General features: G+C 66.0%; 31 protein-coding genes and 1 tRNA gene. 1 reads left to right on the top strand and 31 read right to left on the bottom strand.

What is annotated here, in order from left to right:
• Positions 1 to 3: 3 nt before the first annotated feature.
• From ARC23_RS00870 to ARC23_RS00760, 23 genes are all read right to left on the bottom strand, one after another.
• Positions 4 to 6018 carry a hypothetical protein gene (locus tag ARC23_RS00870; protein WP_152985177.1) on the bottom strand — a complete coding sequence of 2005 codons (6015 nt, stop codon included), beginning with the start codon at positions 6016 to 6018 and terminating at the stop codon, positions 4 to 6.
• Positions 6015 to 8303, bottom strand: a complete 2289-nt coding sequence (locus ARC23_RS00865) for a D-Ala-D-Ala carboxypeptidase family metallohydrolase (RefSeq protein WP_057495470.1) — start codon at positions 8301 to 8303, stop codon at positions 6015 to 6017. Before ARC23_RS00865 ends, ARC23_RS00870 begins: the two co-directional genes overlap by 4 nt.
• Position 8304: 1 nt before the next feature.
• Positions 8305 to 8874: a hypothetical protein gene (locus ARC23_RS00860; RefSeq protein WP_057495469.1), complete on the bottom strand. Its 570-nt coding sequence runs from the start codon at positions 8872 to 8874 to the stop codon at positions 8305 to 8307.
• 1 nt (position 8875) lies between these two features.
• Positions 8876 to 9349 (bottom strand): hypothetical protein, encoded by a 474-nt coding sequence (locus ARC23_RS00855; RefSeq protein WP_057495468.1) that lies wholly within the window; start codon positions 9347 to 9349, stop codon positions 8876 to 8878.
• Positions 9346 to 10992, bottom strand: a complete 1647-nt coding sequence (locus tag ARC23_RS00850; protein WP_057495467.1) for a phage tail protein — start codon at positions 10990 to 10992, stop codon at positions 9346 to 9348. Before ARC23_RS00850 ends, ARC23_RS00855 begins: the two co-directional genes overlap by 4 nt.
• Positions 10992 to 12164, bottom strand: coding sequence for a phage tail protein (locus tag ARC23_RS00845; RefSeq protein ID WP_057495466.1), 1173 nt, complete (start codon positions 12162 to 12164; stop codon positions 10992 to 10994). Before ARC23_RS00845 ends, ARC23_RS00850 begins: the two co-directional genes overlap by 1 nt.
• Before the next feature lie 2 nt (positions 12165 to 12166).
• Positions 12167 to 12808, bottom strand: coding sequence for a hypothetical protein (locus ARC23_RS00840; RefSeq protein WP_057495465.1), 642 nt, complete (start codon positions 12806 to 12808; stop codon positions 12167 to 12169).
• Between the two features lie 3 nt (positions 12809 to 12811).
• Positions 12812 to 13129 (bottom strand): capsid staple protein, encoded by a 318-nt coding sequence (gene gp10, locus ARC23_RS00835; RefSeq protein WP_203226330.1) that lies wholly within the window; start codon positions 13127 to 13129, stop codon positions 12812 to 12814.
• Positions 13130 to 13193: 64 nt separating this feature from the next.
• Positions 13194 to 13517, bottom strand: a complete 324-nt coding sequence (locus ARC23_RS00830; RefSeq protein WP_057495464.1) for a hypothetical protein — start codon at positions 13515 to 13517, stop codon at positions 13194 to 13196.
• A complete protein-coding gene (locus ARC23_RS00825) occupies positions 13514 to 13948 on the bottom strand; it encodes a Bbp16 family capsid cement protein (RefSeq protein ID WP_057495463.1) in 435 nt (144 codons plus the stop codon). The genes ARC23_RS00830 and ARC23_RS00825 overlap by 4 nt, the downstream gene beginning before the upstream one ends.
• A 70-nt stretch (positions 13949 to 14018) precedes the next feature.
• Positions 14019 to 15020 carry a major capsid protein gene (locus ARC23_RS00820; protein ID WP_057495462.1) on the bottom strand — a complete coding sequence of 334 codons (1002 nt, stop codon included), beginning with the start codon at positions 15018 to 15020 and terminating at the stop codon, positions 14019 to 14021.
• A gap of 69 nt (positions 15021 to 15089) precedes the next feature.
• The gene (locus ARC23_RS00815; protein WP_057495461.1) at positions 15090 to 15779 is read right to left on the bottom strand and encodes a hypothetical protein; all 690 of its coding nucleotides are present in this window, start codon (positions 15777 to 15779) and stop codon (positions 15090 to 15092) included.
• Entirely contained in the window at positions 15769 to 16128 is a 360-nt protein-coding gene (locus ARC23_RS00810) for a hypothetical protein (protein ID WP_152985176.1), read from the bottom strand. Before ARC23_RS00810 ends, ARC23_RS00815 begins: the two co-directional genes overlap by 11 nt.
• Positions 16125 to 17837, bottom strand: coding sequence for a portal protein (locus tag ARC23_RS00805; RefSeq protein ID WP_057495459.1), 1713 nt, complete (start codon positions 17835 to 17837; stop codon positions 16125 to 16127). The genes ARC23_RS00810 and ARC23_RS00805 overlap by 4 nt, the downstream gene beginning before the upstream one ends.
• A complete protein-coding gene (locus ARC23_RS00800) occupies positions 17837 to 18112 on the bottom strand; it encodes a hypothetical protein (protein WP_152985175.1) in 276 nt (91 codons plus the stop codon). Before ARC23_RS00800 ends, ARC23_RS00805 begins: the two co-directional genes overlap by 1 nt.
• Positions 18105 to 18308: a hypothetical protein gene (locus ARC23_RS00795; protein WP_049438775.1), complete on the bottom strand. Its 204-nt coding sequence runs from the start codon at positions 18306 to 18308 to the stop codon at positions 18105 to 18107. The genes ARC23_RS00800 and ARC23_RS00795 overlap by 8 nt, the downstream gene beginning before the upstream one ends.
• A gap of 10 nt (positions 18309 to 18318) precedes the next feature.
• On the bottom strand, positions 18319 to 19818 hold the full coding sequence (locus ARC23_RS00790) for a hypothetical protein (RefSeq protein ID WP_057495458.1): 1500 nt from the start codon (positions 19816 to 19818) through the stop codon (positions 18319 to 18321).
• Complete coding sequence (locus ARC23_RS00785) at positions 19790 to 20245, bottom strand: terminase small subunit-like protein (protein WP_057495457.1); 456 nt, start codon at positions 20243 to 20245, stop codon at positions 19790 to 19792. The genes ARC23_RS00790 and ARC23_RS00785 overlap by 29 nt, the downstream gene beginning before the upstream one ends.
• Positions 20245 to 20493, bottom strand: a complete 249-nt coding sequence (locus ARC23_RS00780; protein ID WP_057495456.1) for a hypothetical protein — start codon at positions 20491 to 20493, stop codon at positions 20245 to 20247. Before ARC23_RS00780 ends, ARC23_RS00785 begins: the two co-directional genes overlap by 1 nt.
• Positions 20494 to 20515: 22 nt before the next feature.
• Complete coding sequence (locus tag ARC23_RS21365) at positions 20516 to 20752, bottom strand: hypothetical protein (RefSeq protein ID WP_080392982.1); 237 nt, start codon at positions 20750 to 20752, stop codon at positions 20516 to 20518.
• A 204-nt stretch (positions 20753 to 20956) separates the two neighbouring features.
• Complete coding sequence (locus tag ARC23_RS00770) at positions 20957 to 21421, bottom strand: lysozyme (RefSeq protein ID WP_057495455.1); 465 nt, start codon at positions 21419 to 21421, stop codon at positions 20957 to 20959.
• Positions 21418 to 21627: a hypothetical protein gene (locus ARC23_RS00765; RefSeq protein WP_049438770.1), complete on the bottom strand. Its 210-nt coding sequence runs from the start codon at positions 21625 to 21627 to the stop codon at positions 21418 to 21420. Before ARC23_RS00765 ends, ARC23_RS00770 begins: the two co-directional genes overlap by 4 nt.
• A gap of 118 nt (positions 21628 to 21745) precedes the next feature.
• Positions 21746 to 21824 (bottom strand) — tRNA-Met (locus tag ARC23_RS00760).
• A gap of 156 nt (positions 21825 to 21980) precedes the next feature.
• Between ARC23_RS00760 and ARC23_RS00755 the strand changes: the two genes are divergently transcribed.
• Positions 21981 to 22196 carry a hypothetical protein gene (locus ARC23_RS00755; RefSeq protein ID WP_057495454.1) on the top strand — a complete coding sequence of 72 codons (216 nt, stop codon included), beginning with the start codon at positions 21981 to 21983 and terminating at the stop codon, positions 22194 to 22196.
• On the opposite strand, the gene ARC23_RS00750 is transcribed toward ARC23_RS00755, so the two are convergent.
• From ARC23_RS00750 to ARC23_RS20955, 8 genes are all read right to left on the bottom strand, one after another.
• A complete protein-coding gene (locus tag ARC23_RS00750) occupies positions 22193 to 22732 on the bottom strand; it encodes a hypothetical protein (RefSeq protein WP_057495453.1) in 540 nt (179 codons plus the stop codon). The two genes, ARC23_RS00755 and ARC23_RS00750, sit on opposite strands and share 4 nt — an antisense overlap.
• Complete coding sequence (locus ARC23_RS00745) at positions 22722 to 22934, bottom strand: hypothetical protein (RefSeq protein WP_057495452.1); 213 nt, start codon at positions 22932 to 22934, stop codon at positions 22722 to 22724. Before ARC23_RS00745 ends, ARC23_RS00750 begins: the two co-directional genes overlap by 11 nt.
• Positions 22931 to 23440, bottom strand: coding sequence for a RuvC family protein (locus ARC23_RS00740; RefSeq protein ID WP_057495451.1), 510 nt, complete (start codon positions 23438 to 23440; stop codon positions 22931 to 22933). The genes ARC23_RS00745 and ARC23_RS00740 overlap by 4 nt, the downstream gene beginning before the upstream one ends.
• Positions 23425 to 23820, bottom strand: a complete 396-nt coding sequence (locus ARC23_RS00735) for a Ref family recombination enhancement nuclease (RefSeq protein ID WP_057495450.1) — start codon at positions 23818 to 23820, stop codon at positions 23425 to 23427. The genes ARC23_RS00740 and ARC23_RS00735 overlap by 16 nt, the downstream gene beginning before the upstream one ends.
• Positions 23817 to 24404, bottom strand: a complete 588-nt coding sequence (locus ARC23_RS20640) for a hypothetical protein (protein ID WP_152985174.1) — start codon at positions 24402 to 24404, stop codon at positions 23817 to 23819. Before ARC23_RS20640 ends, ARC23_RS00735 begins: the two co-directional genes overlap by 4 nt.
• Positions 24401 to 25021, bottom strand: coding sequence for a hypothetical protein (locus tag ARC23_RS00725; protein WP_057495448.1), 621 nt, complete (start codon positions 25019 to 25021; stop codon positions 24401 to 24403). The genes ARC23_RS20640 and ARC23_RS00725 overlap by 4 nt, the downstream gene beginning before the upstream one ends.
• The gene (dnaB, locus tag ARC23_RS00720) at positions 25018 to 26490 is read right to left on the bottom strand and encodes a replicative DNA helicase (protein WP_057495447.1); all 1473 of its coding nucleotides are present in this window, start codon (positions 26488 to 26490) and stop codon (positions 25018 to 25020) included. Before dnaB ends, ARC23_RS00725 begins: the two co-directional genes overlap by 4 nt.
• On the bottom strand, positions 26487 to 26890 hold a 404-nt coding region (locus ARC23_RS20955; RefSeq protein WP_160321646.1), incomplete at its 5' end, for a hypothetical protein. The genes ARC23_RS20955 and dnaB, both read right to left, overlap by 4 nt.

The following is a 26890-nucleotide window of genomic DNA, read 5'->3' as shown; positions in this document are numbered from 1 at the left end:
GCCCTACTTCTTCTTGTCGGGCAGCACCTCCCCGTCGGCGTAGAACGGGGTCTCCCCGTAGACCGCCATCTGGGTGAGTTCGAGCGCTCCAGTGTCCGGATCGTCCCAGATTTCCTTGTACGCCTTGTCCCACTTCCTGGCCTGGGTGGACGGCGCACCGACGAGCGGGCCGGCCAACTGCAGCAAGTCCACGGTGTACTCGTCCCAGCTGTCGCCGAAGGACTTACCACTGTCCCAGCGTTTGGCGATGCGCTTCGTTGCCTTGCCCATGTTGTTGATCGCAGTCGCCAGCGGTGCGCTACGAGCGTTCGGTGGCCGATTCGCCAGCAGAGACTCGGCGATCGATGCAACATCGCGCACCAGCGGCAGGGTCTGCAAGGGGAACAATCCTACTTCCGTAACCATCCAGGTGACCCAGTCCTTTTCGCCGTCCTTGTCATCGTCGTCAGCCAAGCGGCCGGCCAGCAATGCGAACACCGTCGGTGCCAGTACCCACTGCAGGAACAACGAGGCGATTCGTGCCGATCCTTCGCGCGATGCACCGCTGCCTTCAGTCGCAGCGCGGAGCCTGCCGAAGATGACGAACATCGGGCCCATGTACTGGCGGGTCTGCCGCAACGCCGGATCACGCTCGAAGGTTGAGAGATCCTTCTTCCCAGTGGCCGTCTGTGTCATGCGGATGGCCTTGTCGGCCAGCTTCACCGCGTCGACATCAGGCGTCCCCTTGCGACGCTCGGTCTCGTAGCGAGCCAGCCAGACGACGCGCGACACGTCAGCATCCGCCAAGCGATGCAGCGTCATCATCAAGCGGGTGTAGCCCGCATGCGCTCCCTTCCATCGATCACCGCGGATCTTGCCGATGGTGGTGGCGTACATGTGATCGACCTCCTGCAGCTTTGCCGCCATGAAAGGCGATTTTTCGACGATCTCCCGGGTCAGCTCGTTCCGATGGGTCTGGAACTTCGCGAACGATCGCAGCACCGAAGACGTGCTTGACCTGTCGATGCCCTGGACCAATGCCGAACCATAGTTTCCGAGTGCGATGTCCGGCCGCAGCGCCAGTGCAGCAACCGTGATGTTGGCCAGCAGCCCATCACCCAACGCGCGCCATTTGGCCACGTTGCCAGCGGCCTCGGTACTGCCGACCACGGAATAGGCCAGGCCACCGGTGAGCGAGCGCAGCGCTGCAGGGCTCAAGCGGGAGCTCACGTAGTTCTTGATGCGCGGATCGTTCAGCAGCATGTGCACATCGCGGACCGCCTCGCGATAGGCGAGGTCAGTCATCACCTGATCAAGGTGTCGATTCACGACCAGGCCATAGTCCAGATTCAGCGCTGCCTTGACGGTCTCGGCACGGCCCTTCACGTAACCCTTGCTGGTGGCCGCCCGGCCTGCACCGGTAGCCATCAGCACCTTCATGGCGTCCTCGCTCGCTTGAACGTCGCCGACCACAGAGCGGGTTGAGTCATAGGCGAGCGGGAAATAGCCGCCGGCCATGTGAACGACTTCCCCGCCAGGCATTTGCACGTCGAACGGCACCGCCTCCACGAACTGGACCGGCACACCGCCCATCCGTGCGTTCAGGGCTTCAATGTCGGGACGCATCGAACCGATGGCATCCCACATGCCCTGGACATAGCGCAACTCGGTAGGGCTTAGCATTGCTGCCAGGGAGTTGAGGTCGCCTTCGGTCAGCAGGATCGTCCTGGTACTGGTGGTGAAGCCCCCTTCCATCAAGCGCTGCCGATTTCCGGCGTTGCCCAGGTTCAGGGCCATGCCGATCAGCCGCCGACGGGTCATCGCAACACCCTTGAAGGTCACGACCTGCCGCAGGTTGTCCTCCCAACTCTTCGGCAGGCCAACGTGCAGCTGCTTCAGCTGGGTACCAACACGCTGCATCAGCTCGCTCTTCTTGGACTCAGCCTGTTCCTGCGCGTGCCAGATGAAGTCGTGCCACGGCCCAGTTTCTCCGCCGTCGAGCTTCTCCAGGATGGACTCAGGACGATCGATGTCATCAAGCAAGCCACTTGCAGTCCTTGCTGCCCGGGCACCTGCCGGAAGGTCATCGGCAGCAACGAACTCTCTGGCTTCGCCCAGCACCGATGTTGAACGGTTGAGCATCTCCGCGATGGCGCTGGCCTTGTCCGCCTTCCGTGCGCCGGCCAGCAGCTGGTTCTGCCGGCTGGCCAAATGGGACAGGTTTTTGATCGCCTCGGCGAACTCCCGAGCCTCTGCGAACGGCACGTCGCGAAACTCAGTGGGGTTGTCCAGCCGTGCAATGACCGCATCGCCTACCGCCGTGACCTCACCACTGTCCTGCAGCCCTTCGACCCAGTCCGCCAGGGCCCGGGAATCGCCGGGCGCTTCCTTGCCGAAACCATACGCCGCCAGCAGACCGTTGACCTGGGGGAGGAAGCCACTTCCTGCCTTGGCGAGACGTTCCTGTCCAGGCGTGCGGGTCAGTTGCGTCGCTGCGCGTTCGATGCGACTTAGGCGCTTCTGTGCTTCGATCGCGCTCCGATACAGTGCTGCATTCAGGGCTTGCTGACGCTTGGCCAGCAGTGCCTCGCCGAATCGTCCTTTGGTCGCTGCTGCGGTTGCAGCCCGGGCCGCATTACGCTCCGCTGCCAGATAGGCGTTCGGGCGCAGTTGTCGCGAGGATTTCCGATCGATCACCGCCTCGGCCACAGCCTTCAGCTCGCGGCGATTCGGACGTGGCTGCTCCGCCAGATTGGCAAGAATCGCAAGTTCCCGCTCCAACAGCCGAATCCGCCGACTGTTGTGGACCGCTTCCATTGCCTTCTCCGGCAGCGAACCATCGATCATGGGATCGCCGTATCGTTCCCGCATCCTGGTGTCAGCTTCCTCCCGCACTCTCTGGCTCAACTGCGTTCTGGTGGCTAGGGCGTCCACCAGCGCATTGGCCGAGTCGAAGCCATGCAGCGGGGCCAGCATCTCAGGCGACACGCCACCTTCGTCGCGGTACAGCCCCTTCAACGGCTGCAAAATCGACTCTCCCCAACCTTCGACCAGCGATTCGCGGTCCAGCTGGACGCGCTGGGACTCTGGTATCGGAGTTCCATCTGGGAAGGTTTCAGCGCCAGACAGTGCAAGCGCCAGGCGCTCGGTCTGATCGACGTTCAGATCCGAAGCAACCTCCCGTCGCACTGCGGCCAGCTCTTCCTTCCACCACTGCTTTCGGGCCTTGGCATCGGCCTTTTGCAGCTGCGCCATCAGGTCGGCCTCGGCCTGCTCCCGCGCCGCAGCGACCTGCGCCTGGTAATCGGCGAACTGGCGCTCGGTCATGCCCAGCGCCTGCGCTTCGGCCAGGTCCCGCGCGATCGGCTCGAACCCCACCCGGGCCTGTGCCGCTTCGATCTCTTCCTGGCTGGCCAGCATGCGGTCGAACACGCCGCGCACGTCGTCGGTCAGCTCCACGTCCAGATTCCGCAGGCTGCGGTAGACGCCGAGAATCCACTGCTTGAACTGGCTGAACACCGACTGCAGCTCCGGCGTGGGCGCCTTGCCTTCGCCCAGGTAGGCCTCGAAGCCACGGGCGAACTGTTCGTGCTGGTCGACACCGATCTGTTCCGCCGACTCAACGCCGAACCACTTCAGCATGGCATCCAGATCGGAGCGGATCTGCGGCGATGCGTCCTCTGCTGCGGCCAGGTCGCGGTAGACCTCCAGGAAGAAGTGCCCGGATTCATGCAGGAAGGTGGACAGGTCGGCGCCCTTGAACAGGCTGATCTGCATCGCTCGGTCGGTTCCGATCTGGATCTGGCCGCGCGGCGCGGCACCGCCTTGGAACAGGATGTCCCCGGCCAGCACCTCGCGCGCAGCGGTGTCCGGCAGCGCCACGCTCCAGGTCTGCCGCTGACCGTCGATCGGGTCGTCCTGCACAATCTCGCCGCCGGTGCGCTCAGCTTCCGTGCGCGCCTGATCCAGCGTCAGGAAGTCTCGGGCTTGGCCCTGATCGTCGGCCAGCAACCACTGCCCGGCGCGCTGCACGTAGGCGTTGCCATCACGCTCGATGGTCTGCTGGCCGCGGCCGTCGGTGGCCACCTGTGGCCGGCCGAATAGGCTGCGCAGCGCATCCATGCTCCGCTGCATCAGCGTGCGCGGTGCGCCTGCCTCTGCTGGAGCATCAGCGATCTGGATGCCCGCGGAGTACCGCTCGTACAAGGCCATAGGGTCCTGTCCGGTCACCTCCCCCAACCTACCGAACACCGCTTGCCAGAGCCGCGCCTGGCTGTCCGCCTGCGCCGGCGTGTATCGCTCAGTGGCAGAGAGCTGCGCCAAGACGGCCTGCCGGACCCCGTCGGCATCGACCTGCGCGGAATCTGCGGCCCCCTGCCCTTCGTCCTGCACGCCCAGTTCCCGGGCGATCGCTTCGACATCCAGTCCTTCCACTTCGATCGGCGACAGACCTTCCGGCGTGGTTCGCGTGTGTTGAAGGATCTCGCTCCAGTTCGGTAGCTGCGGAACAGCGGCCATCCAGTCCGCCTTGGAGATCGTGATCTGGCCGGTCGCCATCTGCTCGGCCAGGGCCTCCTGCCCGCCCACAAGATCCTGAAGCACCTGCGGGGCGGACTGGAACAGCGTCTGGGCCTGCTCGGCGTCCAGGTACAGGTTCGAGTCTTCGCCCACCAGCTGCCGAACAATCGCCCGCATGTCATCCGGCGAACGGGCGCCGAGCTTCAACTCTGCTGCCGCCTGGGTTGCTGCTGCCAGTTCGGCGTTGGCATCCTGAGACCCGATGATGCTCTGCACCTGCTCAGCGGCGGCGCGCGTGCGCGACCGCGGCACGCCGGGGATTCCCAGCAGCGCTCGAACGATCGCGCCCACAGCGCCGCCCTGTGCCGCGTTGTCGGCGACTCCCTCAGTCAGGGCCTGCTTCGGGTCCACGAACGCCTGCAGCGCCGCATTCTGGGCCACCTGCTGCCCCGCCTCGGTCGCTCCCTCGGTCGCCGCCGCGATGCTGATGTCGGCGATGTAGCGCATCGTGCTGCTACGAATGTTCGGCGGCAGGCGCTCCACCAGCCGCTCGATGCCGAGACGCTCCAGGGCACCCTGCGCCAGACCACCGGTGGCGATGGCCAAATCACCCCTTCCGGTGCCGTAGGCGCCCTTCTCGCGAACTGCGTCCGCCATCTGGTCCACGCCCATGCCGTAGGTGCTGGCCGGCAGGGTCTGCGGGGCGTAGATGCTCTGGATGACCATCGGACCGACTTGGCCTACGCCTTCGGCTACCTGTGTTCCGAACGTCTGCCGTTGCTTCGGTGGGGCGATCCAGTCGGCCAGTTGCTTCAGATACTGACCGGTACCGACGAACGAGTCGCCTGGCCGCAGCCAGATCGGCACGTCGCTACGGGCAGGGCCGCCGCCGCTGGGCACGCCGACACCCGATAGGCCGCGATCCAAGGTGCGCTCGCCCAGGTTGTAGGTCTCACCCACACCGCCCACTGCCATACCGATACCACGCACGGCGCCGGCCGGCAGGGACCGCAGGACGTCAGTGGACGACTCAACGTCCTCGGGCGTGGACTTGCCGGTGCGTGCCCGGTTGGCATGGCCGTACACGCCGATGCCGGTGGAGACCATGTTGGCCAGCAGCTCCTGCGCCCAGTCCTGCTGCTTTGGCTTGGACAGCGTACCGGCGAACTTCTCGACGCCGTCCACCTCATCCTTCACCAAGCCCAGTCGGCGAGGATCTTCCAGCCAGTCGGCCAAGGCAGGGTTGCGCTCGCGAACGCCCTCGATCTTGCGCTGCAACTCCATGCGCGCCGCCTGTTCCGGGTTGCGCGCCAGAACGTCGGCCGGTACGCCCAGGCTGGTGGACTGTCGCTGTGCAATGGCGATGGCGTCAGGCGAGAACTGGCCGGCGCCAACCACTGCCCTACCAGTATCGGTAGGGAGACCGCGAGCCGCCTCTGCATAGGGATTGGAAGTTGACGCAGTCTTGGTGGCCGCGTCGTCGGGGAGCGCAGCAGCTGCCGCAGAGTACGGATTGTTCATTTCTTCCCCAGCCAGAGCTTGTTGATGTTGTCGGCGGTGACAGGTTTGCCAGCAGCGCGGAGCGCTTCCTCGATCTGGATGCGATCAGGTGCCGGGATGTTGAGGTCCTGTACCCGATAGGTCTCGGTGTTGGTCCCCCACAGCCGTCCAGGCCTCTCGACAGTGCCCTGCAGGGTCAGGAAGTCAGCCTGCTTGGTTACTTCGTCAAATCCTGGTTTGCGCTTCTTCTCATTCTCGAACTGTTCGGCCCAGCGGCGCATGTCCACGGTGAACTGCCAAGCTTTCATTCCATCAGGTGTTTTTCCGCCGATCTTGCTCGCATCGATCCCCATCGTCGTGGTTATGTACTGCTTCACGACCGAATTGAACTCGGCCTCGCTGGCAACGCTGGCCGTCTGTTCGGGTTTGCCCGAGAGCAGCTTCAGCTGGGCGTCGGCATACCGCTTCCGGTCGGACGCGGACAGCTGCAGGTTCGGGTCGTAGGGGTTGAAGTGGGTCAGGGCGACGCGGGCCGGCTCGCCGCCGAGGGACGCGCGGTACACCGCTTCATCCATAGCCAGAACGGTGGTGGGACTGCTGGTTTCGGCCTGGCCGGTCTGACGCTGCTTCCAGCGGGCTTCGAGCGACGGGATCCAACCGCGCTCTGCTGCACGCGTGTAGTTCCGGCCCAGCAGTTGCCGCAGGCTTGCCCCGCTGTTCGGGTCGGCGTTCTCCACGGCCAAATTGATGGACTCGGAGACGTCCCGATCCTGCTCTGCACGGCGGGCCTCGGCGACAGCCAATCGATCTCCATAGCGCTGCCGTGCCGCACGGCGCCGGCGAGGGTCGGCGAGACCATCGATATAGGCAAGAACATCGCCCTTCGACCGTGGCCCGCCCAGGTACATATCTGCCTGATCGTTGTGCAGGGACTCGGCGTAGGCCGTAGCCTGCTCGGGGGTCTTGAAAACCCCCAGATGCTTGCCGGTCTTCTCATACAACGCGATGGCGTCATCGTCAGAGAGCACGCGCCCGTCATCGCTGACCGTCGGGATCAACACCTCACCCTTGTCGGTGCCGAACGAGATGGATCGCACCGTGCTGATGCTTCCATCGGCATTGCGCACCACCGGTCGCTTGGCAAGATCGATGTTTCCTGGCTCGACAAGGCCCGCTGTCGGATTCTCCCTGGTCGATCGCGTCGATGGCAGTTCCGCATGAATATGCGGGCCGGTTCCATGCGGCTCGGTGATTACTTGAAACCCAGCTGCTCGTAGGTCTGCCACGAACGCATCGATCTGCTCTTGGCTCTTCCCCTTAACCGACCAGTCTCGGGCTGTGCCGCGGCTTTCCAAGTGCTGACTGTTAGCCACGCCACCTACGCGACGGTTCTCTTCCTCCGATCGCGTGACACTGGTGGTCCTGAATCCGTGCTGCGCTCCCAGCGATGCAAACTGTGTCTGCACTCCGGCGGCATCTGCTCGCTCGGCAATCGCACGATTACCCGTCTCGGCCGCGTCCACATCGGCATCGGCCTGGCGATCCTCCACGTACGGCCTTAGCTCCCTTTCTACCATCGCGCGATCTGTCGGGGTCAACTGATCCGCGTATCGGTCGTAGAGATCTTCGGCAGCGAACGGGTCCTGCAGGGCCATGCCGATGATTGTTTGCTTGCGGACGCTGGAGACGATCCCGCGCTCGCCGGCCTTCAGCGCCTCAGGGCCGTACCCCTGCTTCTGGTAAGAGGCCATCGCGATGCCGATGACTTCTTGCAGCCTGGTCTCGGCCAGGTTGAAGTCCCCGGCGAGGCCTGCGCGAACAGCGTCCTGCCCAACCGTATCGATGGCGGCCTTGTTCTCAGCCTCCTCGAACATCGAATACTGACGCTCTGCGTATCCGTTGAGGCGGGTCTGCACGGTGTCACGGAAGGAGAACGCGACCTGATCGAAGCGGGCCTGCTGGTCGGCAGTGAGTCGTGATCTAATCTCCCCTGACCTTTTGTCAAGATCCCCCAGCAACGCGTCTGGAGCGAGCAGCGAGTCCTTTCCACGGTACTTCGCCACACCATCGGGATTGGCGGGATTGAATGCACTTCCTTCCCACTCGGATAGCTCCCGGCGAGCCTGCATGACAGCAGTCAGATCCGATCGATCCTTCTGCTGCTGGAAGATCTGCGCCGCGGCCTGCCCGACCTGGCCTGCTGCATGAATGGCTGGCGACAGGTCGACCTGGGCGGTGTTGCGGACCTGGGGGCCAAGCTCGGCCTGCACCTGCGGCCCGCTGGTGCGTGGGATCAGGGTTGCCATGTCACAGCCCCCAGCCGCGCGAAATGCGCGCGTTGTTGCGCATGGTGATGCTGTTGGCTTGGGATGACAGGTTCCCACCGCCGCCAGCACCGCCCGCCCGGCTCATGCCTCCAATGCCCATGCTCGCGGCGCTGGCGAGCGAGCCCAGGATCGTGCCGGTCGCCTGCGCATTGCCGCTCCAGCGCGCCAGCTCGCCCTGCGTGCGCTGGTTCTGGGCCTGTGCGCTGAAGCCCCAGGCCTGCCGTGCGGCGTTCATGCGGATCGTCTGCTGATCGACTTCGCCGAACATGGCCGTCTCGCCCAGGATCTCTGCGGGGGTTCCGAGCGTGGGATCGAGGTTGTTCGCGGCAATGGCAGCGCGCTGCTGGCCGAGCGCTATGCGCGTGCGCCAGGACTGCTGCTCCATCTCGCGGGTGGCCAGGGCGTTGCTGGCGTCGGCGTCCTGCTGCGCCAGCACCGCGTTGTTCTCGGCGATCTGCGCGTTGGCCTTGCCCTGCTTCTGCTGCTGGTCGGCCTGGTATGCACCGGTTACAACGGTGGCCGCCAGAAGGGCGATTGCGGGATTGCACACGTTATGCGCTCCAGTAGAACGGAAGGAAAGGGGCGCTGTCCGGTCCGACCGGCACCGGCGCGAGGAAGTGGAAGCCCAGCCAATGCAGCCAGCGCTGCGCGGCCTCGTTGCGCTGGTCGACAACGTTGAACAGCATCGAAGGGAATGCCTGCTGCATTCGGGCCAGCGCCGGGCGGGACAGGCGCAGCAGTTCCTTCTGGACCGACAGCGGGTTGAGCCCCGTCGAGCCGACCATCCAGGGCGTACCGATGCCGCCGAGGATCGAGTAAGGGGTCGCCCCGAACATGCACACCGGCACGCCGCGCACCGTCGCCGTCCACGCCTCAGCGCTCCCGGCCAAGCCACGCTGCAGGGCCTCCGCCGGCGTGGTGCGGGCGCATGCCCACAGCTCGACCACGTCTGCGGGCCGTGCTGCGGCCGCGATCACTTCGATGTGTCCAGCCTCAGCCGGTACCAGTTCTGCGGTGATCTTCATTCGGACGCCACCACCTGGGGCATCAGAGACAGGATCTCCATCGGCAGCGGGTCGTCGCTGATGATGTGGAAATGGCCGCTGTCCACGCCCCACCGGCAGGACATGTTCTTGCGCAGGACGCCCGTGTACGGGGCCGTGGGCTCGTCGTAGTCCTCAAAATCGCGCTGTGCAATGGGGTCCAGCGTGTCCAGCGTGGTCCCGACGTAGACGCCGCGGGTGTTGCGCACCAGCAGCGCGACCTCGAAGGCGAGCTTCTTCATCGGGCGCAGCGGGTCGCCGCCGTTGGCATTGACCTCCAGCGTCTCGATGTGGGCGGTGTAAGGCAGGCCGATGTGCACAACGCCGCCCGGGCGCTGCAGCTGCACCTTGCCGTCGATCACCTGCAGGTCCTTCTGCACGTTGCCGTCGACCAGGGCCACCACGGTCTTGCCCTCCAAGTGGCCCATACCGGCGATCGTCGAGCGCTGGTAGGTCCAGTCCTGCACAGCGACGCCGCGCAGCGCCAGCGGCACCGCGCCAATCGATTCCACCGTCGCGACCGTGGGCGACACATAGGCCATGACCCGCACGCGGACGTGTTCGTCGCCAATGGCCAGCCGCAGGATGTTGCCCACGTCGCCTGCCCCGCTGAAGATCGCGGCGCCGGTGGTTGCGGTGATCACGGCGCCCTCGTTCCACCCATCGGTGCTGGTCAGCGTCATGGGCGAGCCGTTCGGGCGCCGGCCGTCGTAGGTCAGCAGGCTGTCGGCGTACTTCCAGTCGAGCGGATCGTCGTACCGGGTCGGGGCCATCTGCTCCACGTACTGGACCCATTCGCCGTTGATGAAGCGGCGCACCAGCAGGTAGACCTCGGTCTCGATCTCGCCGGGCAAGCAGCAGACGTCCAACACCTCGCCGTCGGTTTCATGCGGGTGCCAGCCGGTGACCTCCTGCTCGGGCATGTATGTGCAGCCGATCAGCACACCGTCCGTGCGCGGCATCCACAGGATTGGCCAGGGCGCCGTGCTGTATTCGATGCCGCGGAACGTGTAGCCCTGCACCAGGTGGTCGGCCCAGATGCTGATCTCGTTACCGCGGAAGCCGTCCTTTTCGAATTGATAGGCCAGATCGCGCACGCGCTGGCCCTGTGCCTGCAGGAACACCGCCGACTCGCCCAGCACGCGGGCCTGCAGGTCGCCGGTGCCGTAGGCGGACTGCGGCTTGATCCCGATCGTGCTGGGCGTCACCACAGCGTCCTGCCCTCCGGTGACCTTCCACTCGCCGCCGGTCGTCAGCACCAGCAGGCTGTCCAGCGGCACCAGGTCGCGGATCGCATTCACCTGGCGCGCGTTGATCGTGAACGACACCGCGTCGCTGTCGACGATCGGCGAGCTGCGCCCGAAGTTGGGGTAATCGCCGATGTTCGACGCCCACACTGTCTGCGGATCGCCAGGGCTGCCAGCGAACCACAGGCGGTCGCCGAAGAACTCGACCTCCCCGGGGTAGCCATAGCGATAGGACCAGGCGCCGACGGCCCAGACGTCGGTGCCGCCGACAGCGCCGGCCGCGTACTGGGTCACCACGATGTTGTTGGTGCCGGTCGGCGGCGCCTCGTAGAAATTGATCAGGTCCGCGCCGGGATCGATCGTCCAGCCCTGTGCCATCACTGCACCTCCTGCGCGACGCTGCCGCCGCGGCCGATGCCACCACCGCTGGTGCCGCCGGTGCCACTGCCGCCCGGGTAGTACGGATTGGACTGCACCGGCACGCCATCGATCTTGACCTGGTAGTCCAGGTAGCTGCTGCTGGTCGCGCCAGGGATGGGGAACTGTTTCGTGGTGCCGTCGCCGCTGAAGGTCCACGGACCTGCCACCGGCGGCGGTACGTTGCCCACGATGCTGTCGGGGATCCGCTCGATCACCGTGGCGGTGACCTCGAACGGGCTGGTAAAGGCAGTGATTTTCATGATGCCGAACCCGCCGTGCACGTATTCCCATTCGACCCCGACGGCGTAGTCGTTGACGTTGTCGAACTTCACGTCCTGCGGGCCGTCGAACGCTCGGCCGCTGTCGTGCACGGGGCGCACGCTGCCGCAGACGTAGTACGGCGTCCCGGCCAGGCCGGTCACCACAGGGACGCTCACGCAGCGGTAGACCTTCTGGTCGCTTCGGCGAAGTGCACCCAGCGGCACCTTCTTCTCCGCCGCCACCCAGGGCTTCACCGAGCGCAGTTCTTTTTCCTCGGCGTACAGCAGCGAGCCGACCATCTCCGCGGTAAAGGTCGGAACGTTGGTCGTCACCGTCACCACGCCCTGGGTGCCGGACACGGCCAGCAGCGCGGCCTCGTCGTTGTTGAACGGGCGGAATGGGCCACGCCGGTATTCGAAGTCGCGCAGCTCGAACTGATCCACGGCCAGGCGGCGCAGCTCCTTCTGCGGGATCCACGGGTGCACCAGGAAAAGCACATCCGCCGACTGCGTGTGCCGCACCTTATAGATGTCCTCGCCGGTGTATGGCGTGGCCACCTCGACGATGTCCCCTGCCCAATTGCGCAGCAGCGCTCCGCCCACCCAGAAACGCATGTAACCGTCGCCCAGCTCGATCGCGTACTTGACCGTTGTCGAGTAGATGAACGGGATGAAGCGGGTGGCGCGGTCGTTGTGCTTGGCACCGCCGCGGAACAGGTAGCCTGGCCGCTTCTCTCCGCCGCCGGTGGGCTTGGTGATGACGTTCAGACACCGCTTCAGGCTGATGGCGTACCGCACCATATCGACGCGCCCCTGGAGCCCGGGCGACAACTCACCGCCGGACATGCTCGGTTGCAGCAGACGTGCCATGGTCAGGCCCTCGCCATCTGGGCCATGGACGGCTGGCGCTCGTCCTCGTCGGCCTCGTTGAAGTCATGCGCCGCGGCCTGGCTGAGCGCGAGCTGGTACAGCTGCTTCAAGCCAGATTTGTTGGAGAACCCGTTGGCACCAATGATCGTCGGCGCGCCTTCCTCGGCCAGCTTGCAGGCCAGGGCATCGACGAAGTGCGCCGGGTAGCGCTCCGGGTCTTCCACGCGCGCGACGTAGATCAGATAGGCCTCGGCCTGATCGCACAGCAGCGACGTGCCGTCAGTGCCCATCGCCTGCTCGAACTGGATGCCGTGGCACTGGCGGAACTGCGGCTCACACCAGCGCGACAGGCGGCGGCCAGCGCGCATGCCATGGTCGTCGGTGATGGTCAGCACGGTGATGCAATCCGCCGGACGAGCGTAGCGGATCTCCCAACCCGGCATCGGTGCCTCAGCGGCGACGGCCAGGCGCTGGGCCTTCATCGCCCACGGCCACAGCCGGTCGGCCAGCACCAAGTCGCGCATCGGCTCCCACAGGCGCGAGAACACGCGCGCTTCCTTCGAGCGCTCGGTCAGCGAGGTAATCGTGATGTCCTGGGCCAGCTTGCCCAGGGCCAGGTTGCAGATTTGGACCTGGGACGTCATGGGTCAGCCCTCACCGTTCGGGTACAGCACTTCGCTGGGATTCGGGCCCTTCGCGGCTGCCAGCCCCATGTCGGTGATCTGCAGCTCCAAACGGCGATGCACCTTGCCATCGCGCGTTTCCTCTCCGAGCGAAACCACGGTCGCGATCGCCTCAATGGCGACCTGTGCACCAGACGCCGGCAGCTGCTTGATGCCCTGTGCTGCGATCTGGTCTTCGTCCAAGTTGATGCGCAGCCCCCATGGGTAGTCAGGCTCGCTGCAACCTGACGGCGCCGTTGCGCAGCAGTCACAGCCGTGGTCGTGGCTGCCATCTTTCTTCATGGATACGAGCTTCATGTGCCGCTCCGGTAGTGGGGGCGCCCGAAGGCGCCCCCGGTGGTTGCCGTCAGGCGTTCGCCGACTTCTCGGCCACGGCCGCGTCAATCGCCTCGATCACGCCCTTGCGGGGCTTCTCGGCGGCAGCTTCCTGCTCGCGGTAGGAGACCAACTGCTCGACCTCCAGACCGGCCAGGTCCGCCTTGATCAGGTCAGCGTTGCGGGCCAGGAACGGGGCCGCCGGCGGCGCTGACTTCTCGGCCACGGCCTCGCCGCCGATCTGCTCCATCCAGGAGCCCAGCTGTTCCTTGCTGGCGATCTCGAACTCGTCGCCCGCCTCGCGGGTCTGCCCGAAGAAGCCGCGCCGGGTCGCGCGCACGCGCAGGCCGGTCACAGGTTGTTCTCCTGGTGGCCGGCGACGATGCCCGCAGTGACCTTGCCCGTGGTCGGCGCGGTGCCCACCAGGGTGTAGTTCAGGCGGACATAGCGCAGGTTGGTACCGCGCGGCACGTAGTACAGGCCGCCGAACACCGAACCGGCAGCCAGATCGGCCAGCAGCTTGGTCTGCGAGCCGACGACAACCGGTGCGGCGAAGTTCTCGGTGGCCGAGACCTGCAGCTCAACCTGCAGGCTGGTGGCGTTGTTGAATGCCTCGACGACCTGGACGCGCAGCGGGATCGGGATACCCGGACCGATGTCGCGCTTGATGGGGGCGCCCTCGCCCTGCACGGTGCCGGTGGCGCCCAGGTCGATGACGTTGGTGGACACTGCGCTCGCCAGCACCGACTGTGCGTTCGAGAACAGGTTCTGCTGATCGAAGATCATGGTGGTTTGCTCCTTGGGTTGCGGTAGGGAGCGGGGCCGGAGCCCGCGCGCCCGATTCAGTGGCGGCGGATCAGACGACCCGGGCTTCGGTGTTCAGCAGCGCATCCGACTCGCGCAGCGGGATGCCGCGATAGGTCAGCACTTCCTCGCCCTCGATCTCCTTGCGGGTGAGGCGCACGAAGTTGTCGGTGGTGCCGCCATTGGTGGCCAGCGCGTCCAGCGCTTCCAGCATGTCGGTGTTGAGGTAGATGGCCGCACGGCCACCCATCACGCGGCGCTGCTTCAGCTTGTAATAGGCCTTGCGCATGAAGTCGTACAGCTTCACGTTTCCGGCCTTCACGTCGGACACATCGATGTTGGCGATGCGGGAAACGTAGCGGTAGTCGCGAACCGACAGGCCAATGTCCCACTGGAACTTTTCGCGGACCACGTCGAGGATCGACCCATCCGCGTTGGTCTTGGTCTGCTTGCCCTTGTCTTCACGATCGATGCCGGCCTTGCTGCCCTTCGGGTACAGGCCATGGACGGTGTTCTCACCCCAGACGATGAACCAGATCGAGGTGTTGTCGGAGCCGGTACCGCCTGCATCGACGATCTGGGCGCCCGAACCGCTGGTGGCGATCTTGTTGAAGCGGGGAGCAAAGCCAGTGAACTTCGCCGGCGAGGTAGCCTGGTCACCGTAGAACATCGAGGTGGCCACGCCCTGGTTCAGGCCTTCGAGGAATGCCTGGGCTTCGGACAGGCGCAGGCCGGCCGAGTCGCCGGTCATGCGCACCAGCTTCTCGTCGATCTCGCTCCAGGCTTCGATCATGCCGGTGGCATCGCGCACCTGGGCGGTGGTCGACTTGGTGGGCTGAACGCCCTGGTACAGCATGCGCCAGGTGGCTTCGGGGATGCCGGTGCGCACGGTCGTCAGGTGGGTGGTGCCGTCATTGCACTCCTTGACGATCATGTCCTGCAGGATCGGGTTGTCCTGCGCCAGCAGCTCGATCACCGCAGCGATCTGCTTGTCGGCGTCGGTGCGCTTGAACACGTCCGCCAGGGTCAGGTAGGTGTTGCCGATGGTCGACATTGTTGGTCTCTCCAGATACGAAAAAACCGCCTTGCGGCGGCTGGTTGATGGGGTATTGCGTGGCGGCTATCAGCCGCCGTAGAGGATCGACTTCGGGTCGCTGGAAGCGCTCGGACCAGACGCGGTGGTGCCGCCCAGGCCGTCGATCTTGCTGTCACGGAGGAATCGGCCCATGAAGGCGAACGCGTTGACCATGGCCGGGTGGTTGCCCCAGCCCTGCTCGTTGAACGCTTTGGTCAGCTCGGGGTCGTTGATGGCCTTCACCGCAGTGGTGGCCAGGCCGACGGTTTCGTCGTACTTTGCGCCCAGCTGCTGCTTGGTTTCCGTCCCCCACTGCTCGATCTGCTGCAGGCGCTGCGCTTCCACTGCCTGCTGCATCGCCGCCGCATCCTGTCCGGCCATCTGGGTATACAGGTCGACGGCCTCCTGCGCCTGCTCCTGCGTCCAGCCCTTGGCCTTGAAGAACTGCGTAGCCGCGCCCAGTCGATCGCCTTCCAGGGTGAACCCTTCCGGCAGGTTGAACTGTCCGTACTGCTCCGGTGCCGCGCTGGTCTTACCGTCCCCGGGCTTGCCGGCTTCACCGCCGCCTTCACCCTCGTTCGGCTTTCCATCGTTGCCCGCAGCGTTGCCACCGCTGCCGCCACCATCGGTCCCCGCCGGCGCACTGCTGCCGGGAACCTGCGGAGTTTCGGTCGTGGTGGTGGTATCGCCGGCGCCAGGATTGGGGTTGCTGGCAGTGTTGGCGTTGTCAGTCGACATCGTTGATTTCCTCGGGTTGCTGCAGCTGCGATTGCAGCCGCTTCATTGCACTGTTGGCCTCGGCGCGCATCTGTGCCTCGCGCTCCGGGCAGCTGTCACGGACGAGGCGCAGCCACCACTGGCCGGCCTCCTGCCGTCCGATTTTTCGGGACTGCGCCATCGCGTTGGTGTTGAACGCGCTGTCATCCACATCCATGGCCTGAATGAACAGCCACACCAGCCGGCGCCCGGCTGGATCGGCCAGCACTGCACGCGCGTCCTCGCGGAGCTGGCTGTCCTGCAGGTCCGCGATGTGCTCGGCCACGCGGCGCTGCTCTTCCTCCCGTGGGTCCATACCGGGGCGCTTCATGCCGCACCCTGCATGGCATCGATCAGGGCCTGCGCCGCGGATCCTTCCTCTGGCACGGTGTCGCTGGCCGTCTTCAGCGCCTGCGCGGCGTCCTTCATGGGCTGGGCAGACGCTGCCAGCTGCTGCTGGCGCTGCTGCTGCGCGCGGTCTGCGCGGATCCTGGCCACTGCGTCGTCGCTACGGATGATCGAAGCAGGACCGCCAACAGCTGCGGTGTACTCGTCGACCACCTGGTCGCTGTCCAGCTTGTCCATCACGGACGGGTCACCGGTGGCCTGCGCGACGTTGGCCACGAAGGTCATGGTGCGCTCAATCGACCCGACCGCTGCTGCCTTGGCAGCCTGCGCCAGGATGCTGGTGTATTCGATCTTCAGAGGCACATTGGCCAGCACCTGCGGCGGATCGGGGATGCGGCCTGCACGCTCCAGCAGACGGAACACCCGAACGACCACCGGGTCCAGCACCTCGTCGGTGATGGATTCCAGCGTCGGCGCCAGCACTGCCGCCTTCTCTTCCTTGCGGGTGACGATCTCGGTGGCGGTGCGGTCCGTCTTGTCGCCGAGCGCCTCCAGCATCAGGAACAGCTGGTAGAAGAACGCTCGCTGGATCCGCTGCTCGACGACCGAGATTTCCTCGCGGATCTGCGCCAGGCCGCGCGAGTCGGGCATGTAGACCGGCGCTACCGTGGCGTTCGCTGCGTCCTGCGGCAGGTACACCTGGCCACCTTTACGCAACCGCGCACCGCCAGTACGGCGCAGGCTCTCCGGCATAGCGAGCGTCGGATCGGACATCTGCTCCATAAGGCGGAGCTTCTCGCCTTCCAGATACTGCAGCTGCTTGATGTCGCCCAGGCAGTTGATCGCCGGGCAGGACGAGTAGATGTCCTCCGCGACGGGGTTCCAGCGGGCCACGACGAACGGGGCCTCGTAGTGGCCGCCGATGTCGATCACGCCGTTTTGGCCGTTAGCGACTCCGTCGATCCAAACCACCTCACGGTACGGCCGGAAGCGCGGCGCCTGCAGCCCCAGCGGGCCGATGCCAGGCCGCTGGTCCGGGTTCGGCTCGATCAGCGACTCCACCCAGAATTTCTGGTCGCCGCTCTTGGGCAGGGCATCGCGCACGACTGACGGCAGTGCATCTGCGCCGTAGCGTTCCTCCAGCTGCCGCGCCGTCTTCGGGTAGCGGCGCCACAGCGAGTCGACCCGCCCCTGGTCGTCCAGCCCCACGGCGTAGTTGCCGGCGGTCAGCGCGTAGAAGCGGACCACCTCGCGCGAGTCTTCCAGCACCAGCAGCGGGGCAACGCCGAAGATGCCGTCCTCGGCGTAGACCACCGGCATGGCCTTGTAGAAGTTGCTGCTGGCCAAGGTGTCGCGGATTCGCTGGGCGACATCGTCCAGCCACACGCGCACGCCGAACAGCTCGGCAATGGCCGGGTCAGGCGTGGTCACCTTGAACCACGGCTGCGCCTTGGGCGTCATGTGCGACATCATGCCGGCGGCCATCACGCCCAGCGCATCGGTGGCCGTGCTGTTGATCACCTTGGCCCAGTTGCGCTTACGCGGCTTGTCGTCCTGGTCACCGTAGAAGCGGCCGCGGGTCGGGTCGATGTACTCCGACGTTTGGCGCCACAGCGGCGTCCAGTCGTTCTGCGCCTCCTTCAAGGCGGTCTTGCGGCGCCGGCAATGCGCCTGCAGCTTCGCGATGTCCATCAGCCTCCCCCCAGAACGGTGTTGCGCGGAGCCGTTCCACCCAGCGCGGTTGTGGTCGGCGCCAGCGATCGATACGCCACAGAGGACGCGCCGCTGCTGGCGTAGGTGCGGCGCTCGTCCTCCGCTTCCTTGCGAGCGCGGCGCACGCGGCCAGTGGGATCACCCACGGCGGTCTTGGTGATGCCGAGCGGGTCGGCGTACTTGCCGGTCTTGTCGCCGAACAGGAGGCCACCCGGATCGATGATCTGGCGCGAGGTGCACATGGCGTCAGGCACCCAGAGCCGTCTTGACCGACGCGGTGGGCATCGCCGAGCTGGTGTCACCGGCCAGGATGGTCGACCTGGCGCCGAAGCGCAGGCGCTGCCGCTGGCGTTCGCGGTCACGCTCGTTCACGGCGGCATCGTCGATGGACTCGGGCGCCACTTCGGGCGCTGCGGCCACCGGCTTCACCTTCGGGGCGGAGTTGCACATGGGGATTCCTTCAGGACAACGGGTTGTAGGGCTCGCCGGCCTGCTGGTCGGCGTGGTCGCGATGCTCCATCGGCGACCCATCGGGGAAGCGCGGCCGGGGCATCACGGGGTATGCGAACGACAGCACCAGGGCGTCTGCCCGGTTGGGGCTCGGCAGGCCGCGGCGCTTCATGTCCTTCTTCGATTCCATCTGCAGCTTGCCGTCGAGGCGCGGCACGGTTTCCGGTGCCTGCAGCTCGTCGCGCAGCTGCGGGTCTTCAGGGATGGCACCGCCTTCCTTAAGCCAGTCGCGGCAGGCTTTCCACATCTCGGCGCGCTTGTTGAGGCAGCCTTGGTCGCCCGACTCGCCGGAGAACCACACCAGGCGCCAGTCGCGGCCCATGGTTCGGCCTGCGGACACAATGCCGGTGCCGAATCCGCCGTCGACGAACACAGCGTCGGCCTGATGCTCGTCCTCCAACTGGGCGAGGATCGCCGCCACCGCCATGTCGTTGTCGTTCTTGGCCAGCGTGCGCAGCTGCCGATAGGCCAGGCCCTGACGCATGCCGATCACCAGCTCGTCGTCGCCTTCCCACGCCGGGTCCAGCGTGAGGATCTTCGGCGCCCAGCTGTACTGCTCGGGCCGCAGGTGTCGCCCGTAGGCTGCAGCCACGTCCGCCTCTGCGATGAACTGGCGGGCTGACATCGACGGGAACAGGCCTCGGATACGGACCTTCACCACGTCGCTGTCCTCGCCGTAGTCGCGCACCATGCGCTCGGCCTCGACCAGGTTCACACCCTCAACGGTGCGGCTGTCGATCTGCTCGGTGTCCCAGCTGGCCTTGAACCGGCGGAAGCACTCGCGGAAGCGGCCGGTGTTGCGGGTGGTGTTGCCGAACGCGGTCCAGATGATCTCGGTGCCCTGGTCGGTCAGCGCGCCCTCGGCCACTTCCCACACCTTGTCGGCGATGGCCGAAGCCTCGTCGAACACCAGCAGGATGCGCCGGCCCTCGTTGTGCAGGCCCGCGAAGGCCTCGGTGTTGTTCTGCGACCACGGCACCGCGTCGATGCGCCAGGTCTTGTCGTGGCCCGGGGCGTTGCTGATCAGCGCGGTGGCGGTCAGCGTTGCCCAGTCCTTGGTGAGGCTGATCCCGTGCCACTTCGACAGCTCGGCCCAGGTCTTGGTGCGCAGCTGGTTGTCGGTATTGGCCGTGACCACGCCGCGGGTGTCTTCGAACGTGTCGAAGGCCCACTTGATCAGCATCGCCACCAGTGCGGACTTACCGATGCCGTGGCCTGAGCCGACCGCTTGGCGGATCACCTCGCCAGCATCAGCAGCCCCGGCCTGCAGCTTCCTGCCAACCTTCTCCAGCTGCCGGCGCTGCCAGGCGCGCAGCTTCTTGCCATCCAGCGGGCCGCCCTTGACGCCCCACGGGAAGTTGAACAGCACGTAGCCCAGCGGGTCGTGCTGGAACGAGCCGATCGCCTCGACCAGCTGCTGCTCAGGACTCGCGGCCAGCTGCGCGCTCACGGGCGGCCCTCAGTTGGTCGGCCAGGTTGTCCTGCACGCCGTGGTCCAGAGCAACGCGCTCGCCGTACTTCTTGGGCTGCAGCTTGCCGGCGTACCACTTCCGGGCATCGATCATCAGCTTGGAGCGCTCGACCATGTCGCCTGTCTGTCGCTCCAGCACCTTGCCCTTGCCGTCCTTCTTCAGCCGCTCGCCCAGCACCGCTTTGTCGGCGATGTCGAGGATCTCTTCGGCCAGCGTGTCCGCCTGCAGCTCGCGTGCACGCGCGTACTGGTTGCGAAATGCCTCGTCCTCAGCCAACCAACGAATGACCGTGGAACGGCTCGGCATCTTCGCCGTGGAACAGATCGTGCGCAGGCTCTTGCCATCCACCAGCAGGTCGCAGATCGCGTCGGCCAGCTGCTGGCTGTACTTGCTGGGGCGTGCCATCAGTAGTCGCCCCTGATGATCCGGGCCTTGGACCACTCCAGCAGCCCGACCAGCTCTGCGGCACTGCACTGCCGCCCATAGACGCGGTGATCTACGCCGCCTGCGCAATCCACCACCAGGGCCACCTTCTCCACGTCCCCGAACTGCCCGGCCTCGATGCGGTCAGCGAACTCCCGGATGCGCGCGGCAAGCTGGTGCTGGTCCACGGCCAGCGCGTTGTTCGGGATGAGCTGCAGGACGTTGCTCACGGTTGGCCCCTGTCCGCCCGGATCACGGCTTGGCCGGCGCGGACGTGGTCGTCGGCGTCGCGGCCGATTTGAACAGCAGCTCCCGCAACCTCTGCTCGTAGTTCGGCGTGCGCATCACGTTCGACGGCGCCGGCGACGGCTTGGGACAGGAGGCTGGTGCTGCAGGTGGCGAGGTCGTCGCGCAGCTGGAGACGCCCAGCGCGCAGGTCAGCCACAACAGCAGCAGGGACGGTCGCGGCCGCAGTGCGGTCTTCTTCATGCTTCGCTCCAATGGCGGCCAGTGTCTCGGCCTGGGCATGCTCGATGGCACGGGTCTGGTTCACCTGGGCGGCGACTGCCTCGGCGCCGGCGGCGCGCTGGGTGGCCTCCCTGCCCTCTGCACGGTCACTGCGCCAGGCCCAACCAACGCCGACCATGGCGACGGACCAAAGAACGAAGGCTGCTACCGCGATGGCGATGCGGTTCACGATCGGCCCTCGCACATCGCCCGTTCCGCCGCCCGGCGGTTCACCAGGCCCTGCACGCGCTTCCCGCCGGCATACACCCAGCGGTCCAGCTCCGGGCACCAGGCCGCGGCGGGTTGGCCGGCGTTGATCCTGCCCACCAGCGTCGAGCGGCAGGCGGCGCCGACGCCTACGTTGTAGGTCCAGCTCAGTACCGCGGCCCACTCGCGCTCGCGCAGCGGCACCTTGATGCACTGGCTGATGCCGGTCAGGTAGCTACCGAGGCGGCTGTTGAGCTTCTCGGCGCACTCCTGCTCGGTGTAGACCGCCTTGTCCGCGCGGCTGGTGTCGCCGTAACAGTGCGTGGCGACGCCCACCATGTCGATGTACGGCGTGGGCGAGTAGCCCTCCCACGGCTTCACCAGCGCGCCGGCAGCGAGCAGCACGACGCCCGCGACGCTGCCGCCGATTACCTTGCCCTTCACCCGATCACCCCGCCGCGGCGCGCCTGGCGCCATTCGCGGATCCACTTCCACACCAGGTAGCCGATCTGGCCCACCAGGTAGATGGCAGTCAGCACCAGCACCGCCTTGTCCAGGGTGAACCCCGATGCGACGGCCGTGGCCACCGTTACCGGCGGCGTGACCTTCAGGGCTGCGGTCCCCACCGCGTCAATGATTTCTCCCCGCATGTCGGTTCCATGGTTGATCCGGTTCGGCATGACGCCCTCCCCGATTGGTCGATAGGTGCCCGTCACCGCAGCCCGGCAGGCTCGGCGAATTGGTCCGGTGAGGGTGGACGGGCGTGGATGGTTGCGGGGGCCGGATTCGAACCGGCGAATCTCCGGGTTATGAGCCCGGCAGCCTGGACCTCTGGCCTACGCCCGCAGGAAGCGCAGTCCCGGAAACGCAGAAGCCCCGACGCAGGGCCGGGGCTTCAGGGACAATTCTTGACAGTTGCAGAATTAGGGCACTTCCTTGTGCAACTTGTCAACAGCCGGCCGTCCGCGTAAGAAGTGCGGACCTCAACTAAACGGACTTTCCGATGTTTTTCCTTTTCGGCGGCTACAACATTCGCATCGAACACGTCTCTGCCGTTTCAGCTGTGTTCGACCAAGGCGACCATTTGAAGATGAACCGTTACATCGTCCGCGTCTATTTGTCAGGCGGTCAGCACATTGACGGTGGCTACGACGACGAGGGCGAAGCCATCAAGGCTCAGCTTGCGGTGAAGAAAGCGGTTGGTGCGCTGGTTCCCTAAGCCGCAGACGCCTGCGCGCCAGAGATCCAATCTACGGCGCGCTGCAACTCCCGGCGGTACTGCCAGACCGACAGCGTGCCGCCGTACTTCTCCGCCACCATGCGTGCCTTCACCGCCTGGCTGGCCGACACCGTGTACTCGGTGTGCAGCACCAGGGCACGCAGCGGGTACTGGCGCATCATCGACGCCAGCGCCTGCTCGACCCACCGCAGTTCGTCGGGGATACCAACGTCGACGGCGATCTCGGGGTTGTCGTGTGGCTTGTCGGCATCGTTCGTCGACCGCACCGGATCAACCGCCCACGCCGGCAGCATGCCCATGCCCTCAACGCCGCTGCGGTCGGCCATGAAGCGCCTGCGGCTGGACCCGTCTCGGCCCACCAGGTCGCGCAGGGCGCGCTCCCGGGTGCCGGGCGCTAGGTCGCGGGCCTTCTCCAGCACGTGCGTGCTGCGGTCGGCGTAAGTCAGCGCGAACCGGTTGGCCTGCGCATGGCCCCAGGCCCGGAGCTGCTGCACCAGGTAGTCGTCAGTCGCCATCGCGCATCCCCTTCAGCACGTTCTCGTCGAATCGGAACACCGGCAGCAGGCCGTCGGTGTCGCAGCTGCCCTGCCGGTCCGGCCGGCGCTGGCAGTGCGCCGGGCTGCTCCCGCGCTCCCGCATGGTGCAGACCGAGCAGACGCCATGCCGGCGCAGGTAGGCGTTGTATCGCTTACGGGTGCGGGCCTCGGCGGTGGTCATGCGCCACCCCTGATCAGGCTGTCGCCGTACAGACCAATCAGCAGCGCGTCTGCCCGGCCGTTGTCCTTCTTCCGTTGCAGCTGCACCGCCGCAGCGGGGAAACGCTGGATAGCCAGCACACGGCCCGCGTCCTTGCCCTTCCCCGACAGGTCGAAGCGTCGCTTCCAGACCGATGGCTGGACCAGTAACAGCTGCATGCCCAGCAGCCGCACGGTTGCCTTCAGCTGGCCGAAGCCTTCCGCTAAGTTGTGCCTGGCCACCGATCCCTCGATGGCCTTGCCCTCGCCGTTGCGCATCGGCCGGGCGTGGATCCGTTCCAAGGCCACTGCGATCAGCGCGCCAGGGTTAGCGTCCCGCTGCTGCCGGAGGAACGCCGCGACCGCGCGCGCGTCGACCTCCCCATCCATCACCGGCATGTCGACCATCGGGCCAGGCTCTCCGTCGAGCAGCGTCACGATGGCGCCGGTCAGGCCTGGGTCAATGCCGAACGTCAGGCGGCTTGCCATTGGCGGGTCTCCTTCATGTGCTTCTCGATCAGGGTGTTCTGCAGGTCCAGCAGGTAGTCGTCGCTGCCGACCTCCTGGCGGAACTTGCGGGGTTGGAGGGCGTAGGACGGACCGAACAGTTCCTCGCACCGGGCAGCGGACATGCCGCCGAATGGCTCGCCGCGGTGGGACCAGGGGTTCAGCCCGATGGTGAAATCGTGGCCACGGCGCTTGGCGCCGTGCTTGCCTCCGACCGTCAGGTGGTGCACTTCAGCCGGGATAGGCCTGTCGCCCAGGTCAATGCCCAAGCCATGGGCGACGATGCAGCCGATTTCGGCGATGGCGTCCATCCGCTGCTGCTGGGCAACAGTCGGCTTGCCGGTAGAGCGGCCGCGCTTCATGCTTCAGCCTCCACCACGGACAGGCAAGAGCAATGGCTGAGCCCCTCTACTGCTACCCATTTCAGATCCTTTGCCAGCCACTGAGCTGGTGGTCGTCTGCCGCCTCCTGGGCTCAGGCGCTTTTGTCCGCGCTGGCAATCCTCGGGGCTTCCTACATAGCGAAGAAGCAACACGAACGAGTAAAGGTGCAGCAGATTGGCGCAATCTGCGGGACCGTCCAAATGGCCGCTGATCACCTGATCGGCTACAGAAATGTCATTCGAGACAAAGCCACGACCTGTCTCATCAGTGAAGCCGACAGACGGCGCCTCGATGTCATCTCGACAGCGTTGTCCTCCACTCCAATCCATGAAATCCCAGATCACCGGCTCGCCATCTGGATGTTCACCGTGGGTGAGATCGTTGCCCAAGCGGCCGACGCAGTTGGACAATTGCCTAGCAAACCAAGCCCCGACGATGTCAAGAAGTGCGTTGCTTCGCTTGACATTTACGTGAATCAGGCTAGTGATTGCCTGAAGGCAGTGAGAGAGATCGACAAGCAGTACTCGGGCCGCTAGCGAATCATCATTTGAAGCGAGCATCACGCAACCCTCCTGTTCTGCCCAGCCATGTTCCAGAACTCGGCGCGCACGCCGTCGAGCATCACGTGGGCGTAGCGGTGGCCGATGTGCTCGGTCAGGCCGTCGAACAGCTCCTGGAACCGGGCCTGTTCCATCTCGTCGAATGCAAGACTCTCGGCGCGCTTGACCGGAATCGTGCGGATCTCCGGCAGCACTCCGGCCAGCACCTTGCGAGCGCCTGCACCCAGCAGCGCCTCGCATGCGTCCAGCACCGCGGCAATCACCGGGGTGGCGTCCATTTCCACGGTCTCGCAGCACACGTCGGCGTCCAGCTGCAGTCGCTTCACCGCGTCGTGGGCGTCCAGCTGCTCCCAGCCCTCCACGTGGTCGACCATCAGGTGCCCGATCTTGTGGATCAGGCGGTGCTGCCATTCCTCGCGCGGCTGCTTCAGCTCGCCGCGGATCTCCCGGCCCACGCGGAACTTGCGATCGCGCAGAAGGCGCTGGTCGACGGCATTGGCCGGGACCAGGGCGCCCACCAGCTCGCCGGTGTTCGGGTCGACCAGCTTGGCCACCACCAGGTAGATCGGGCGGCGCGCACGTTTGGCGCGGATCTTCTTCGCTGCAGCGGTCAGGGTCATTCTCGATCCCCCATCGGCAACGCGGCGGCGAGCCCTCGGCGAGCCCTCGGCGCGGACCCAGCAGCCGGTGCCGACGCGCTGGTCTGCTTCGGCTCCCACCATTCGGGCAGGTTGGAGAACCGGAAATACTCCGGCGCATAGGCGACGCGTGCCATGCCCGGCGCACCGTCGCGCTGGATGGCCACGATCAATTCGGCCGTGCCAGCCCAACGGCTGTCGGGGTGATAGATCTCGTCGCGGTAGATGAAAATCACCGCGTCGGCGTCCTGCTCAATGGAACCGGAGTCGCGGAGGTCGGCCACGATCGGGCGCTTGTCCCCGGTGCGCTTCTCCAGGTCGCGGTTGAGCTGGCTCAGCAGCAGCACCGCGATGTCCAGCTCGCTGGCCAGGAGCTTCAGCGCACGGGTGATGTCGCCGATGCCTGCGGCACGGTTGTCCCCAGAGACGTGCATCAGCTGCAGGTAGTCGATCACCACCAGGACCAGGTTGTCGTCCTGCGCTTTCATGCGGCGGACCTGGGCGCAGACGTGCTGAACCTTGGCGATGCGCGGCCGGCTGATGCGCATTGCCGCCTCGCCGATCCTGCGGGTCCAGAGGGTGACGTTCTGCCAGTCGGCGTTGTCGAGCTTGCCCGACCGCAGCTTGCCGCCACTCACCCCGGCCAGGTTGGCCAGCATGCGCTTGCCCAGTTCCTCTGGCTTCATCTCGAAGCTGAAGAAGGCCACCGACTTGCCCGCACGCAGGGCCACCTGCTCGGCGATGTTCTGCGCCAGGGTCGTCTTTCCCATCTTCGGCCGCGCCGCCAACACGTACAGGCGCCCGCCCAGCAGCCCGTCCAGGATCTGGTCGAGGTCTTCCATGCTGGTGGACAGACCGGTGATGCCATCGACCGTTTCGGCGGCGTGGGAAAGCTGGTCGAAAACGCGCGCCATCACCGGTGCCACCGGCTCCAGGTCGCACGGCTCGCTGTCCAGCAGCCCACCGATTCGGGACTGGGCATGCCCGATCAGGTCGAGCGCGCTGCGACCCTCGGGACTGTAGGCCGCGTCGATCAGGTCGTGCCCAGCATCAATCAGCGCACGCAGCTTCGCCTTCTCGGCCACGATCTCGGCATAGGCCCGCACGTTCGCAGCCGACGGCGTGTTGTTGGCCAGCTCAATGATGTACGCACCGTCGCCCACCAGCTCCAGCTGGCCGGCAGCCTCGAACCACTCGCCGATAGTCACCGCATCGAACGGCTGACGCTTCTCGGCCAGCTGCAGGATGCAGCGCCACAGCAGCTGGTGGTCCCGGCGATAGAAGTCGCCTTCAACCAGAACGTCCTGTACCTCGACCAGCGCCCGGTTGACCAGCATCAACCCACCCAGCACGGACTGCTCGGCGTCGATGCTGTGCGGCGGCAGGCGCAGGGCCTGCTGGTCGCCGTACAGGCCCGACAGGCGGCTCACTTCGTCACGGGCCGCGTTCACTGGACCACCTCGGACAGCGCCCGGTCGGCCAGCTTGGCGATGGTCTTCTCGCGCAGCAGGACTTCGAAGTCGGGAACGTAGGTCTCATGACCTGGGCCGCCCTTCACCCGGCCCGAGTAGAAATCATCATCGGCCGCGGATTCGAAGTAGAGCTTCCAGAACTGGGGCGTCACCCGCTCGCTTCCGAATAGCTGCTGGCAGAGCTGGCGCACGGTCGGCAGAGCGTTCTCGACCGCCTTCAGCCGCGGCTTGTTCAGCACGGTGCACTTGGACAGCAGGCCGTGCGGCTTGGCCATGGTCGCGTTGAACGCAGCCTGCGCATCGGCAGCGATCTCACGGATGCGGTCGGCCTTGCGGGTCTTCAGGTCAGCCTTGGCGTCCTGCCCCTGCCCCTGCCCCT

Source organism: Stenotrophomonas beteli (genome assembly GCF_001431665.1).
Classification (GTDB): Bacteria; Pseudomonadota; Gammaproteobacteria; order Xanthomonadales; family Xanthomonadaceae; genus Stenotrophomonas; species Stenotrophomonas beteli.
The sequence above is the reverse complement of the archived record's forward strand: the minus strand, read 5'-3'. Positions and strand labels throughout refer to the sequence as shown.